This is a genomic window from Acinetobacter sp. CIP 102129 (assembly GCF_000368305.1).
GTDB lineage: Bacteria > Pseudomonadota > Gammaproteobacteria > Pseudomonadales > Moraxellaceae > Acinetobacter > Acinetobacter parvus.
Window position 1 is genome coordinate 437,771 of the sequence record NZ_KB849339.1, and the last position, 14,955, is coordinate 452,725.

Consider the following 14,955-nt stretch of genomic DNA (forward strand, 5'->3'; position numbering starts at 1 on the left):
GTCATTAAATTGTCATTTTCCTTTCACTTCTCTGTCATAAAGTTTGCCGATACTGCATACAAGTCAGTGAGCTGTGTAACTTTTTGTACATAAGCAAGCTTATTACAGTAACTAAGGCATATGCCATTTACAAAAAAGTGTTTTGGAGAAATCTCAATGAAAAAATTGCTTCTTGCTGCTACTGTAGCAACTTTAGCCATGAATGCAGCGCAAGCAGCACCAACATTGTATGGTAAGCTCAGTGTGACTTTGGACAATATTGACAACAACGGCTTTAAAGATGAAAGCGTAACAAAAGTAAATTCAAATGCTTCACGTATTGGCGTGAAAGGCGAAGAAAAATTAACAGATAACCTTTCAGCAGTTTATTTAGCGGAATGGGAAATTAGTGCTGATGGAGACGGTGATGTATTTAAAAACCGTAACCGTTTTGTCGGTATTAAATCTAACGGCGTTGCAACATTAAAAGTTGGTCAATACGATTCTTACTTTAAAACTGCAGCTGGTAATAACCAAGATATTTTTAACGATCACAATGAACTTGACATGACTAAAGTTCTTGTTGGTGAAGATCGCTTAACTAACGTAATTGGTTTTGAGACTGATAAAAAATTACTGGGTGGCTTAGCATTTAACATCATGTTCCAACAAGGTGAAGAATCAGAAGGTGCAAACAGCAAAGCTAAAGGTTACGAAGGTAGTCGTGATGGTTTCGGTGATGGTGTTTCAGCATCTCTTACGTATGAAAACAAAGATATGGGCTTAGCTGCTGCAGTTGCTGCAAACCGTGCGATCGCTTCAAAATTCAATGCTTACTCAGATTTAACTGGTATTTATACCGATGCTGTGCGTGTAACAGGTTCTTTAGACTTGGGCGCAATGGGTGCTAGTGGTTTAGTATTGGGTGCTTTATGGCAAACTGCCCAACCAACTGATGATACTGTTACTGTAACGAAAGGTACTCCTGCTGTTGTAACTTCTTATAAAGGCTTACAAGAAGATGCGTTTGGTGTAACAGCGGCATACAAAATTGGTGCTACCCCTGTGAAGTTAAAAGCACAGTACATTTCTGCAACGACTGAAGTCGATGGTATGAAAGACCGTCAACAAGACCTTTACGGTGTAGGTGCTGACTACCAAATCAACAAACAAGCTCGTTTCTACGGTATTGTTGCTCAGCAAAAACGTGACTGGTTAACTAAAGATGATAAGAAAACCAATATTGGTTTAGGTATGGAATATAACTTCTAATTTGAAGTTCAGTTCTAAATAAAGAAACAAAAGGGCGATATGCCCTTTTGTTTTATCCATTTTATTTCTTTAAGAAACCACTGAGCAAGTTTAAAACTTGTTGAATATCATTGTTGGCTTCCTGTGGATTAGTGTTTCCACCTTGTGGTGTTAAGGAATCAATCACTTGGGGCAAGACTGAAGCAATTGCACCATAAATTGCTGACTTTGGCGTTTGGGTTTGCTGGGCAACCTGCTCCACATCTTGGTCATCAAATAGGCTTTGAATATTTTGCGCTGGAATATCCTGTGCATTTTGCTGTTGTGGATCGACCCAGCTTTGTACCTGATTGGCTAAACCTGCATTTTTCAGTTTATCCAATGCACCTTGCAAACCGCCCTGTTTTTGAATCCATGCAAGAATTAAAGGCAAAACGGCGATTAATAAGGTTTGTGCTGTCTTACCACCTGCCGCATTACTTTGTGTTGAAGTATTGCCATCGCCGCCTAATTGGCCTAGCACAGAACCAAGAATTCCACCTAGACCACCTTGTTGCTGGTTTTGAGTATTTTGTTGCTGTTGTCCACCAAGTTGTCCCAATACCGAACCTAAAATTCCGCCTAAACCACCACCCTGACCTGATTGCTGCTGACTGCCTAAAGCCTGTTTTGCTAAAATTTCAACAATGTTGGTTAAATCTGTCATGACTTATATGTTCCTTTTGAAATTATTTATCCAAAAAGAATACGCTGCTTTGAATACACAAAACAAAATTGAATTGTTAAATTTTGCAAGAGCTTGCGATAAATCTCTATCCAATCTTGCCTATTGAATGGTTGAAGTTCCATAGAAATTAAATCATTGCTGAGATTTACCAGCGGAATTTATTCCAGTTTTCAGGATTGGCCCAGAACTTCGAGTTAAACCAGTCTGGTACATGCTTATAGGTCAAGATATTAAACTGCCATAAGGCAAAATTACTGTCATGAGTCGTTTTATCAATCAATTGGGTAAAACCCAGCGAACGCAAGAGCTTTTCATCATCCAGTTTACTGACCACAACAATTCGTTTTGCCATGAGGTCACGCAACTTCACCAATAACTGTGCCTTTTGCGTTTGATTGATGTCCTGCATTTCTTCAGTATCAAATAATACAAAACCTAAATCATAACGCTGTGTAAATGGCAGATTTAAAAAGTCAGTTACGTTAAAATAATGCCATTGAATTGAAGCATGATGGTCAATGTTTTGACCAATACACAGTGCGGTAGCAATGGGCTGTTCCTTAGATAAATCGTCTAGCATCGAAGTGATGACATTTTGTCCAGCCATAAGCCACCTAAGTTGAAAAGAGAGAGGATGATGGAACTACAAGGCATTTGCCATAAAATGCACGCAGCGCTCAAGACGCATAGTGTACCTGATCAGGCAATACACAAGGCAAATGTTGAATATAAATTTATACTGGATCGTTCAGAAATCGACCTACCCTTTGTCTTGGGTCAGGAGTTGGAGATTGAATGGACAGGTAATATTTTCTGTACCTCATGCGGTGCCAAAACCCCAAAGTCATATTCACAGGGTCATTGTTTTAAATGTTTTAAAACCAAGGCGGAATGTGATTTGTGTATTATGAAACCCGAAACCTGCCATTACCATCTGGATACATGCCGTGAGGATGAGTTCGCGCATAGCGTTTGCTTCCAGCCTCATATCGTTTATTTGGCCAATTCAAGTGCCCTAAAAATCGGGATTACCCGAATTGTGAATATGCCAACCCGTTGGCTGGACCAAGGCGCAACGCAGGCGCTTCCCATCCTGAAAGTGGGTTCACGTCGTTTGTCTGGGCATTTGGAAACTTTGTTTGGCACACAGATTGCCGATAAGACTGACTGGCGTAAATTGCTTAAAGGTGAAGCTGAACCTTTAAACCTGATTAAGCAGCGCGACCAGATTCTTGAGGAATTTGCTCCTAAAATTCAAACAATTCGTGATGAATTTAGTCAAAACCTTGAGTTTAATGAAAATCTGGAGTTTCTGGAAAATGAATTACCCAGAGAATTTATTTATCCAGTTAAGCAATATCCAGAAAAGATTAAATCGTTAAATCTGGACAAGACACCCACAATTCGTGGTGTCTTGCAGGGCATTAAAGGTCAGTATTTATTACTGGATATTGGGGTGATCAATATCCGTAAATATACGGGTTATGAATTAATCCTACGTGCATAAATAAAAAGGTGGCATTTAAGCCACCTTTTTTATACTTCTTCTGTTTTTAAGCAACTCAAAATTGCCTGTACGGGGTCTTCTGTATTTCCTGAGATTAACTGTTTATGCATACTCAGGTGTTGCATCATTTGAATATGTGCGGTTTCGTGATGCATCAAGCGTTCAATTTCTGCTGCCAAATGCTGTGGTGTGGCATCTGCCTGAATCAGTTCCTCAATCACTTTTTTGCCTGCGATAATATTCGGCAATGAGTAATAAGGAATTTTAACCAGAAACTTGGCAATAATATAAGTCAGCCAGTTCAGTTTATAGAACGTCACCATTGGCCGATGCAACAACATGGCCTCAAGCGTCGCCGTACCAGAGGCAAGTGCCACAATATCGCTGGCATTCATCACCATACGACCAATTTTGGATTCTGCATCAGTATTTTCCAGAATATGGATTTTTACCTTTAGTTCGGTATCCATATTCTGAATTCCTTGCTCAATCTGCTGCTTACGTGCGTCATTAATTGCAGGGATTAAAAACTCAAGATCGGGATATTTCTTATGCAAAATTTCGGCTGTACCGATTAATAAAGGCAGTAAACGCTCGATTTCACCCCGACGGCTACCAGGGAGCAACGCAATATGGGTTTTATGGGCAGACAGTCCAAGGTGGTGTTTTGCTTCGGTAATTGAGTTTTTTAAGGGCAATTGCTTTGCCAATGGATGCCCGACAAATGCCGCAGGCACATCATAGTTTTGATAAAAGGTTTTTTCAAAGGGAAATAAGCACAGTACTAAATCAATACTTCGTTTAATGCCATGTACCCGTCCTTGCCGCCATGCCCAGACCGATGGGCTGACATACTGAACGGTTTTAATGGGTAGATTATTTTCCTTGATGCTTTTGGATAAACGTAAATTAAAATCAGGTGCATCAATCCCAATAAAAATATCGACTGGATGTTCAGTCCAGCGCTCAACCAGACCATCGCGGACTGCAAATAATTTTTTCAGGTCCTTTAACACTTCAACAATCCCCATGATGGATAGAATTTCCATTGGGTAATAACTATGGAAACCCTCAGCAATCATTTGTGGACCACCAATCCCCTCAAATTCAGCATCAATTCCTTGCTCGCGAAAACTACGCATAAGCTTTACCCCTAGAGTATCTCCAGAGACTTCACCCACAACAATGCCAATTTTTAGTTTTTGCTTTAACAAGACCTAAGCCCCTTGCCAGTATTTAAAAGTATTCTAACAAAATGATTTTACACCGAATCATAAAAAATCATGTAATTTGTTGATGTGCAGTAGAAATTGCTTCTCATCCAAGATAGCATTAAATAATCCTCATACCATCTGGATTTGCGATAAAGGAACAATTTCTTGAATTTTACTTAAATAATATTATTAACAATAATCATTTTCATATTTTATTTCTTCTCGGCTTAGTGTTTTTATGACTGTTTATGGCTAAATCCACCACACCAACTTTTGTCTATCGACTCAGTATTTTTTATCTTTTTGCTTTCACATTCATACTGGGTGAATTGTACCGGGTTTGTCGGAGACTTTTTTATTTAAGTTAGGCCACCTGACCTAACGGATTAATCTTATCATAGTAGATTGCTTCAAACTCAAAATCGGTGAATTACTTAGCTGATGATCCTGTAATTCAATAATTTCTGCATCCAGCTGTTCCAGCTCTTCATGATGATGGGTCACATAAATCATCGGCACCTGTATTTCATCACGGATGCGAGTAAAAAATGGCAGGATCTGCTGTTTCAGTTTGGTATCTAGGCCAGTCAATGGCTCATCCAAGAGCAGTAATTTAGGACTGGACAACAGCGCCCGCCCGATCGAAATACGCTGTGCTTCCCCACCCGATAATTGCTGAACCCGACGCTGCAATAGATGATCAATTTCCAGTAATTCGGCAATCTCTTTTAATTGGAATTTCTCCTGTTCCAATTTGCCCCATTTTTTGGCATAAAGCAGGTTCTGTTCAACATTCATATGTGGAAACAGCATCGCCTGCTGAAATATCAAAGCGATTTTACGCTGATGGACTGGAATATGAATTTTCTGATTTGTATCAGTCAGGATCTGTTTATTTAAATGAATATAGCCAGATCGTGGTTGATAGAGTCCAAGGAGTAATTTAAGAAAAGTAGTTTTGCCTACTCCCGAAGGTCCAACAATTCCCAGGACAGAATTCTGCATCTGGACTGCTGCATCTAAACTAAAGGCATCCTTTTGATAATGAAACTCACATTGCAGCATTAGCGCTCCTGAATTTTCTGCTGATATTTTTGCATAATCCAGTAATTCGCCAATAATGCTGCAAAAGCCAGACCTAAAGATAAAAGCATTAGTCGTAAAGCCATCTGTTCGCCATCAGGTTGCTGTAATAGGGAATAGATCGCAATCGGAATAGTGCGGGTTTCGTCAGGAATATTGCCAACAAAGGTGATGGTGGCACCAAACTCGCCAAGACTGCGGCTAAAACAGAGAATACCGCCAATCAGAATACCAGGCAACGCCAGCGGTAAGCTGATACTGCAAAAAACTTTATAGGGCTGAACACTCAAAGAATTTGCTACCTGTTCCAGCTGCGGATTAATCATCTGAAATGACACCCGGATCGGTTGCACCATTAAGGGGAAAGCCACAATCATGGCAGCCAGCACTGCACCTTTCCAGTTAAAAGCCAGCTGAATGCCCCACTGCTGCAACCATTGTCCAATCCAACCATTGCCACCAAAGACGATCAATAATAAATAGCCCAATACCACAGGTGGTAAAACCATCGGCAGGTGCAACAGTGTTTCCACCACATATTTCAGACGAAACTCATAACGTGCCAGAATCCAAGCCAATAAAATGGCAAACGGTAAACTGATCGCTGTGGCAAAACCTGCAACTTTTGCTGACAGATACAATGCACTGAGTTCCTCTGGTGTCAGCATACTGGAACCATCCTAGAGTTTAAAACCATAGTGCTGATAAATCTTTTTCGCCTCGGTATGCTGACTCATAAAATGCATGAAATTGACTGCATCGGCATTTTTACTGCCCTGCTCAGTCAAGGCAATTGGATAGACAATCGGGCTATGCGTATGAGCTGGAAAGATCCCAGCAATTTTCACTTTTTTACTCTGTAACGCATCGGTCTTATACACCATCCCAGCCTGACATTCACCACGTTCCACAAAAGCCAAGGCCGAACGAACACTATCTGTTTCGACAATGCGGCCTTGCAGACCCTTTAACCATTTCAGATTGGTTAGACTCTGTTTGGCATATTTACCGACAGGCACAGATTCCATTTGTCCGGTACATACATACCCCTGAAAGGACTGGGCAAAATTAAATTGAGAACTGGCCTGAAAGCTTTGCTGACGCTGTAGAGGAATGATTAATACCAGTTCATTGGTTAATAAGGGCTTTACTTGAGATCTAGCTATTTTTTGTTTTTTTACCAGATAGTTCATCCAGTCCTGATCGGCAGAGAAAAAAATATCAGCCGGTGCGCCAGTTTCAATTTGTCGGGCGAGCGATGAAGATGCTGCAAAGACCAGCACTACTTTGATTGAGGGATACTGTTTTTCATAACGTCTGGCAATCTCCGTCACCGCATTGCTCAGACTGGCGGCCGCATAAACTCGGACGGTACTTCCGGCCTGGACTGAACAGGACAGTAAAACTGCACTGAATAAGATCAATCCCTTTTTCATCGGTGACATATTCCTTAAATAAACAGACCTTGCAGGATCTGACCGGCCTGGATGCTTTGCGCTGCCGGAATACGGACAATACAATTGGCCTGCATCAGGTTACTCAGCATATGTGACTGTTGCTTCGGCAAGCTGGAAAGCTTTAGCATTCCCGAGTCAAAACTTAATGCCATACGCAAAAAACGTTCCCGGCTATCAACTTTCAAGTCATGACTTATTACTGCACTAAACCATTGCGGTAATTGCTTTTGACCTTGTACCGTACTGATTAAGGTTGATACATAGATCTGCATGGCTATATAGACTGCAGCCGGATTACCCGGCAGGCCGAGTAAATAACATGGATTTTGATCGGGTCGCTCAGATTTGGCGAAGAACATTGGCTTGCCAGGTTTCTGTTTGACTTTCCAGAATAACTGTTCAAAACCAATTTTCAGTGCTACCGGGCGGACAAAATCATAATCTCCTACCGATACACCACCAGTGGTCAAAATCAGATCATACTGGGTTCTCAACCTTTGAAATAGCGCGCTGACCGCCTGTTCGGTATCGGCAACATGCATGATCTCAACCTGCTGGTTTCTGGACTGGAACCAGGCTTGAATTAAAGGAGCATTGGCATCAAAAATTTTGCCGGAATTCAGGTCTTCCACAGTGTCAGCCACTTCATCCCCAGTAATCACCACTGCAATTTTAGGATAGTGATAAACTGAAACCTCCTGGATCCCTGCCATACTTAAGGCTGCAATTGTCCCAATACTGAGTTGCTGCCCCTGAACAGCCAGACATTGGTCCATACGAATTTCTTCACCCGCTTGACGAATATCAGCATCCAGTCGCAAGGCTTCAGTCAAGATAATGGTCGAGTCCCTGAGCTGTACAATTTCCTGTCGTGCCACCGTCGTGGTCTGCAACGGAATTTTCGCACCAGTAAAGATGCGTACTGCCTGACCTGGTTCAAGTATCAGATCAGCTCCCTGTCCAGCACGAATTTCCCCGATCAGCTCAAAACTACTTTCTGCTGGCATGTCGGTATCCATACAGATGGCATAACCGTCTACAGCACTTTGCGAAAATATCGGCAGCTGAGTTTTTGAGTAAATATCTTCGGCTACAAAACGGTTCAGTGCCTGACTTAAGGGCAGTGTTTCAACGCCTAGATGATCAGTATGATCTAGAATCATCTGCAGAGCCTGATCGACAGAAATTAGGCCGAGTTCACTGCCACAGGCGGAATGTGCTGTCGTTACAGCAGAGTTCATTGATAACCTCCTGCATGGGGAATATTTTTCTGTACATCAAACAGATGTACGAGTGCAGGTAAAATCGCCACTAAGGATTCTTTAGCCCCTTGGCGGCTACCTGGTAAGGTAAGGATCAGACTGTTTTCAATATAACCTGCGACCCCGCGGCTCAGTGCTGCGTAAGGTGTACGACGTTGACCAAAACTGCGTGCAGCTTCCATCAGTCCCGGAATTTCACGGGTTAGTAAGGGTTGAATAGTTTCCACTGTCAGATCTTTAGGGCCAAGTCCCGTACCACCCACTGTCAGAATTAATGAATATTCATTTTTTTGCTGTTCAATTAAAGCTTTTAGCTGTTCAGGGCTGTCCGAAATCACCTGATAGTGGATATAGCCAAAATTAGCTTCTTCCAGAATTTCCATCACATTCTGCCCAGCTGTGTCGGCTTTCTTGCCAGATGCCACGGTATCAGAAAGTACAATGACAGAGGCTGCTAAAGGTTCTTTCAGAACACGGGTGAAATGTGATTTTCCTCCCTTTTTTTGCCCCAGTTTAACCTGATCCAGACATAATTCTTCCGGCTCACAATGTGGTTTCAGCATATCGTAAAGGGTCAAACCTGTCAGACTGACTGCTGTCAGTGCTTCCATTTCCACACCCGTTGGACCAATCGTTTCCACTACCGCAGTAATCACTACATGGGCTTCTTCAAGCTCATATTCCACATCGGCCCGATAAATTGGCAGTGGATGACATAGAGGAATGAGTTCATCAGTACGTTTTGCGCCTAAAATCCCTGCGATCCGGGCGGTTTTTAGCGCATCACCTTTGTCGGTATTACCATTACGCAGTAATTCAATGCAGTGTGGCGGCGCATGCAGAATTCCGGTGGCAATAGCAGTGCGGTAACTCTCTGGTTTCATTCCGATATCTTTCATGGCTTATCCTTCTTGAATCTTTTCATTTTTTACTCAAACTTGAATTTATAGCGGCCATTGATAAACAGGAACATCTGGCTGGATCAGGTTCAAAGGCAATTTTTCAGATTTATGTGCATCAGTACAGTTATGCGTATGCACATGCTTTCTATGAGTGTGATGATCTGAACCCTGGTCACGACGAATGCAGCAACCTTCGACATATTGGCTACTGCCATCCATATAGAATTCTTCTTTCCAGACCGGTACTTCATGCTTGACTCGTTCCACGACTTTTTCGCAGGCTTGAAAAGCTTCCCGACGATGTGATGCATAGGCCATGGCAATAATGGCGATATCACCAATATCCAGTGAACCGATACGATGTACAACTCGGACATAGGACACGTCATATTCAGCCTGAATTTCCTGCTCGATCTGGCGAATCATCTTTTCAGCAACAGGTGCATAAGCGGTATATTTCAGTGCCTTAACCGCTTTACCTTCATGATGATTTCGTACTGTTCCGACAAAAATACCGATTCCCCCACATTCAGGAAAATATTGAATCCCATCAAATACGTCCTGTTGCAGCGGTGTGTCCTGAATACGGGCAAATTGTTTTAGTTGCATTTCAACCTCCTGCGACCGGTGACAGCAACACTAGAGTACTGTCCTGGGTTAACCGGGTCTGGCGAGAAATAATGTCTTCACCGATGGCACAGGCACAACGCTCTAACAACCTGAAAGCCTCTGGAAAGGAATGAATGACTTCATTGAGTACATCGGCAACCAGACTGTCTATCTGACATTGCACAGTTAAATCTTGAGGCAACTGACGTTCGATCGCACCGAAAGATTCGATTTTGATCATAATCGATGATTGAAGTTTTGTAGTCATATTAGCCTCCTATCATATGCATACTGATTTTTCGGAAATTTGAATGGGTTTTATGGGATGGATTGAACAGTTTTTGCTGAGCCTGAATGGCATGAAAGCCAGCAGCTTTATTCCAGATATAGGGTTGCAGCTGTTGTTGCAGCATGTATTCAGCTGATGCTAGGTGCTGTCTTAACTGTTGAATACTGTTTTTGAGTTTTAGACCTTGAGTTGAGAATAAGCAGTTAAATAATTCACCTTGAGCATTCAGTCGTAAACGGTCACAGTTACCACAGAATGAATTGGTAATCGTTGAAATAATGCCGATCGACATACCTTCAATGTAATAGCTTCGTGCTGGATTAGCCCCCTGATCTTGTCTGATCTTTACTTCAAATGCTTGTGCCAGGTGATCCAGAATGTCCTGCTCGCTAACCACATGATCACGTGACCAGTTCTGGTCGCCATCGAGTGGCATATACTCGATAAAACGCAATTCAACTTGTTCGCGTTTAGCCCAGTGTGCCAAAGACAGAATCTGGTCATCATTGATGCCTTTGATCAGCACCGTATTAATTTTGATTTGAAAGCCATCCTGTTGGGCTGCTTGGATGCCTTCTAATACGGGTTGCAGTTTTTTTCCAGTTAATTGTTCAAATTGCTCTGCATCCAGACTATCCAGACTGATATTCAGGTCATCTAGTCCGGCCTGCTTTAATTCTGTTGCATATTGTTTGAGATAATGACCATTCGTAGTCATTGAAATACGTTTCAGGCCGCTTTTTTTTAGTTGTTGTAATTCGGCAATAAAATGCACCACACCTTGGCGCATTAAAGGTTCGCCACCAGTAATCCGAATCTGTTCAATACCACGGCGAACCATGAATTCACAAAAATGGTAGAGTTCTTCAAAGCTGAGTAAATTGTGTTTTTTCATCCATTCCGGATGTTCTGGCATGCAATAAACACATTTAAAATTACAGCGATCCGTCACAGAGATACGGAGCTTACGCTTATTACGTCCAAACTGATCCCGAAATACTGAGGCCTCAGCCTGCTGTAAAGAGTTGCTGTGATTCATTGCTTATTCCATCAGGGTCGATCATCAACTTTGTTTCTAGCCAAATTTTTGCTGACCGATGCCCTATTAAATTACTATTGCTCTAGTGTTGAAATGCAATAAGTGTTCCAACTTTGCGCAGAAATTGCGGCTTTTTAATATTTGAGTGCGATTTATTGGAGTTTAAGAAAAATAAGAGTTTTAAAAAGGTGTATTGCCCTGCTTTTAAGCACTACTCAATCAGCACTTAGAGAAAATGCAGTTGCTGATGCTGCTGCAACTCATCAAAGGAGTTAATGCTGTGAAAAAACAGTGCATGATTTTTAAATCGCGCCTTTTGCATGTGCATTTTCGCAAAACAATGTCTTAAGCTGCGCTGATTTTGTTCGAGATGCTGAACCAGTGTCGGCAAACTGCTTCGTTTAAGTAAGCAGAATGGATACAACGCTATATCATTTATTTCTACTACAGCCACTTCACAAAAAGGATCTCGCTGCATAGCCCGATATAATCCAGAAATAACCTTTTTTGGAATGTAAGTCACATCACACGGTACAAATAACACATAGTCAGACTGCACATGAGACCAGGCACTTTTCATGCCCATCAAAGGTCCTTGAAAGCCTGGTTCATCATCCTGAAAATAACGGATTGATGGAATAAGCCGTTCATAAATAGAGTGATCACGGTGGCTGTTGATCCAGACCTGACCAACGCGTGATCTGAGCTGCTGGTGAATCTTGATCAGTTGAATTTCATCATCAAACTTTTGCAGCAACTTGTTAATGCCATTCATCCGACGCGCCTGGCCACCGGCCAGGATGACTAAATCGGTGGGTGGATAATTCATATTCTTATGGATTCTTTTCATTATTCGGACTCCGTTTGGCAAGCTTTAATCAGGCCACGAATTTCAGGTAAGCAGGAACCGCAGTTGCCGCCGGCTTTTAGACATGCAGTCACCTGTTTTTCATTGGTGATATTTTTTTCTTTAATCGTCTGGATGATGCGGTTTTTACCGACTTTAAAACAGCTGCACACTAGCTCACCTTCACTCTTGCTCATTGAGATCGCCTGACCAGCCAACAACGCTTTACGGTGCATGGCACTGAGTCGTTCACGCTGAAATAGCCCCGATAACCACTCGCGATCTGGCAACAGCTCTTTTGGTGCGATATACAGGCTGGCAATCAGCTTGCCGTCCTGCAACACTACGCTATGACTGATATGTGCAGTCTGGTCATCCAGATTCAGCCATTCAAAATCTTCTTCAGTAAATGGCAACAGGCTTTTCAGCTGCTCGGTCGTGGTGCTAAATTTCTGACGATCCGCAATTTCATAACGCGTTGCTCGGACCGCTTTGACCTTGGTCCACCAGATGCTCTTGTCAATAAATGACTGCACATAACTTTCAAAACCTTCACGTACATATAGCACGCCCTGCCACTGGGTATGGAATGGCTGGATCAACACTGGCGTATGCTTAAACTCAGGCTCGCCAGAAATGGCATCGACCACTGGATTCACCAGCTTGCCGATACGTGCATCGGATGCCACCTGATCATTCCAATGGATTGGTGCAAAGACCTGACCACGACGGATATTGTCACTAACCTGAGCACGTAAAATACATTGTCCCCATTCAGAACGAACTTCGACCAGCTCACCATCCTGAATCCCGTATTTCAGTGCATCATTCGGATGAATTTCACAATACGGTTCGGCACGATGTGTACTGAGATTGGCAGATAATCCAGTGCGGCTCATAGTATGCCATTGGTCACGAATCCGGCCGGTATTCAGAATTAAAGGATATTCACTGGAAACCTGATTGACCGGATCAATCGCAGTTGTAGCAATAAACTTGGCTTTACCATCAGCATGACTGAACTGGCCTTGGGCAAATAATCGGGCTACAGATTTAACAGGTTGCTGTTTATCCCAAACTGGCCATTGTACTGGTTCTAGCTTGTCATATTCTTGTGCGGTTAAATTACTCAAGCCTTGAAGATTAAAATAACGAAAATATGGGGTTTCTAGACGTTGGGAAATTTCTACATTCTGATAAGCAGAGAGCTCGGCATGCTCTTTAAAAATTTCATGGCTATTGTGAAAATCAAACCCTCTGAAGCCCATTTGCTTCGCCACCTGTGCAATCGCCCACCAGTCGGCTTTGGCTTCACCCGGCGCATCTAAAAAGGCGTGTTGCCTTGAAATACGGCGTTCCGAATTGGTGACGGTTCCATCTTTTTCGCCCCAGCCTAAAGCTGGAAGTAATACATCAGCATATTGAGTAGTATCCGTATCCTGACAGATATCAGAGACCACTACGAATTCACATTTATCTAGAGCACGCTTCACTTGATCCGCATCGGGCAAGCTGACGACCGGATTAGTGGCCATGATCCAGATGGCTTTGATCTTGCCGCTTTCAACCGCCTGGAATAGATCAACTGCCTTGAAACCCGCTTGCTTGGCAATATATGGACTTTGCCAGAAGTTTTGCACTAGCTGTTGATGCTCCAGATTTTCTAAATCCAGATGTGCGGCCAGCATATTGGCCAGACCACCGACTTCACGTCCACCCATCGCATTTGGCTGGCCAGTCATAGAGAATGGGGCTGCACCGAGCTTACCAATTTTACCCGTGAGCAAATGGCAGTTAATAATACTGTTGGCTTTATCTACGCCACGGGAGGATTGGTTTACACCCATGGAGAACAACGTCATGACTTTGTCAGTCTGGGCAAATTTTTCAAAGAATTGACTCAGCTTAGCAGTTGAAATACCGGTGCGTGCCGCAACATCTTTAATCGAAGCTTCCGCAGTACTGCTGGCAAAGGCCTGTTCCAGCCCTTGGGTATGTGCAGCAACAAATTCCTGATCTACATCACCATGCTGATATAAGTACTGTAATAGGCCATTAAATAGTGCAACGTCTTGCCCCGGCAGAATAGGCAAATGCAGATCTGCTGCTTCACAGGTACTGGTAAAACGCGGATCAATCACGACCACGAACAGGTCACGCTGTTCCCTGGCTTTCATGATGCGCTGGTAGAGCACCGGATGACACCATACAGTATTGGAACCCACTAGTACCACCATGTCAGTATATTCAAAATCTTCATAACTGGCTGGAACCAGATCTTCACCAAAGGCACGCTTATGTGCAGCTACAGCGGAAGACATACATAGACGTGAATTGGTATCAATATTTGCCGTGCCGAGATAGCCTTTGACGAACTTATTGACCACATAATAGTCTTCAGTCAGCAGCTGACCCGAGACATAAAAGGCAATGCTGTCACGGCCATACTGCTCAATGTATTGCTGGAATTTATGGGCAATCGTTGAAGTTGCAGTATTCCAATCAGTAACTTCACGCTGGTCTTTACGGCCTAACATTGGATGCAATAAACGGGTTTCCAAGCCTAAAGTATCGGCCAGATTACTGCCTTTGATGCACAATTTTCCGTAATTCGAAGGATGTTTGACATCACCTTCAATAGTCACTTTCGGACCTGATGTGGTCGGCGTTACATGTGCAGTCACACCACAACCCACGCCGCAATATGGGCATGTGGTCTGTGTGGTTTTAGTTTTTAATTTTGTGGAGCTTTCAATTTCCACAACGGGAATACTGTTCATGCATGCTCC

The 14,955-nt window shown here is 42.8% G+C and carries 15 protein-coding genes; 2 read left to right on the forward strand and 13 right to left on the reverse strand.

Features of this window, described 5'->3' with window-relative positions; translation table 11 throughout:
• Positions 1-156 precede the first annotated feature (156 nt).
• Positions 157-1,251 carry a porin gene (locus tag F973_RS03715; protein ID WP_004760069.1) on the forward strand — a complete coding sequence of 365 codons (1,095 nt, stop codon included), beginning with the start codon at positions 157-159 and terminating at the stop codon, positions 1,249-1,251.
• Positions 1,252-1,312: 61 nt separating this feature from the next.
• Here the strand turns inward: F973_RS03715 and F973_RS03720 are convergent, their stop codons facing one another.
• Together F973_RS03720 and F973_RS03725 are read right to left on the reverse strand one after the other, a co-directional pair.
• Complete coding sequence (locus tag F973_RS03720; RefSeq protein ID WP_004760071.1) at positions 1,313-1,936, reverse strand: YidB family protein; 624 nt, start codon at positions 1,934-1,936, stop codon at positions 1,313-1,315.
• Between the two features lie 166 nt (positions 1,937-2,102).
• Positions 2,103-2,564 carry a DUF6231 family protein gene (locus F973_RS03725; RefSeq protein ID WP_004681990.1) on the reverse strand — a complete coding sequence of 154 codons (462 nt, stop codon included), beginning with the start codon at positions 2,562-2,564 and terminating at the stop codon, positions 2,103-2,105.
• 30 nt (positions 2,565-2,594) lie between these two features.
• Between F973_RS03725 and F973_RS03730 the strand changes: the two genes are divergently transcribed.
• On the forward strand, positions 2,595-3,464 hold the full coding sequence (locus F973_RS03730; protein WP_034432238.1) for a DUF2797 domain-containing protein: 870 nt from the start codon (positions 2,595-2,597) through the stop codon (positions 3,462-3,464).
• A gap of 29 nt (positions 3,465-3,493) precedes the next feature.
• Here the strand turns inward: F973_RS03730 and lpxB are convergent, their stop codons facing one another.
• The 11 genes from lpxB to F973_RS03785 all read right to left on the reverse strand — a co-directional run bounded on the left by lpxB (position 3,494) and on the right by F973_RS03785 (position 14,946).
• On the reverse strand, positions 3,494-4,678 hold the full coding sequence (gene lpxB, locus F973_RS03735; RefSeq protein ID WP_004760074.1) for a lipid-A-disaccharide synthase: 1,185 nt from the start codon (positions 4,676-4,678) through the stop codon (positions 3,494-3,496).
• A 378-nt stretch (positions 4,679-5,056) separates the two neighbouring features.
• Positions 5,057-5,743, reverse strand: a complete 687-nt coding sequence (locus F973_RS03740) for an ATP-binding cassette domain-containing protein (protein WP_004681995.1) — start codon at positions 5,741-5,743, stop codon at positions 5,057-5,059.
• Entirely contained in the window at positions 5,743-6,429 is a 687-nt protein-coding gene (gene modB / locus F973_RS03745; protein ID WP_004760075.1) for a molybdate ABC transporter permease subunit, read from the reverse strand. Before modB ends, F973_RS03740 begins: the two co-directional genes overlap by 1 nt.
• 12 nt (positions 6,430-6,441) lie before the next feature.
• Positions 6,442-7,197: a molybdate ABC transporter substrate-binding protein gene (gene modA, locus F973_RS03750; RefSeq protein ID WP_004760077.1), complete on the reverse strand. Its 756-nt coding sequence runs from the start codon at positions 7,195-7,197 to the stop codon at positions 6,442-6,444.
• A gap of 14 nt (positions 7,198-7,211) precedes the next feature.
• Positions 7,212-8,459 (reverse strand): molybdopterin molybdotransferase MoeA, encoded by a 1,248-nt coding sequence (locus tag F973_RS03755; protein ID WP_004760078.1) that lies wholly within the window; start codon positions 8,457-8,459, stop codon positions 7,212-7,214.
• Positions 8,456-9,379, reverse strand: a complete 924-nt coding sequence (moaCB, locus tag F973_RS03760; protein WP_004682001.1) for a bifunctional molybdenum cofactor biosynthesis protein MoaC/MoaB — start codon at positions 9,377-9,379, stop codon at positions 8,456-8,458. The genes F973_RS03755 and moaCB overlap by 4 nt, the downstream gene beginning before the upstream one ends.
• A gap of 45 nt (positions 9,380-9,424) precedes the next feature.
• Positions 9,425-9,991 carry a molybdenum cofactor biosynthesis protein MoaE gene (locus F973_RS03765; protein WP_004760079.1) on the reverse strand — a complete coding sequence of 189 codons (567 nt, stop codon included), beginning with the start codon at positions 9,989-9,991 and terminating at the stop codon, positions 9,425-9,427.
• A 1-nt stretch (position 9,992) separates the two neighbouring features.
• Positions 9,993-10,259 carry a MoaD/ThiS family protein gene (locus F973_RS03770; RefSeq protein ID WP_004682006.1) on the reverse strand — a complete coding sequence of 89 codons (267 nt, stop codon included), beginning with the start codon at positions 10,257-10,259 and terminating at the stop codon, positions 9,993-9,995.
• A gap of 1 nt (position 10,260) precedes the next feature.
• Positions 10,261-11,319, reverse strand: coding sequence for a GTP 3',8-cyclase MoaA (gene moaA / locus F973_RS03775; RefSeq protein WP_004760081.1), 1,059 nt, complete (start codon positions 11,317-11,319; stop codon positions 10,261-10,263).
• Positions 11,320-11,545: 226 nt separating this feature from the next.
• Positions 11,546-12,169: a molybdenum cofactor guanylyltransferase gene (gene mobA / locus F973_RS03780; protein ID WP_004760082.1), complete on the reverse strand. Its 624-nt coding sequence runs from the start codon at positions 12,167-12,169 to the stop codon at positions 11,546-11,548.
• Positions 12,169-14,946, reverse strand: a complete 2,778-nt coding sequence (locus tag F973_RS03785; RefSeq protein WP_004760083.1) for a nitrate reductase — start codon at positions 14,944-14,946, stop codon at positions 12,169-12,171. Before F973_RS03785 ends, mobA begins: the two co-directional genes overlap by 1 nt.
• Between the last annotated feature and the right edge of the window lie 9 nt (positions 14,947-14,955).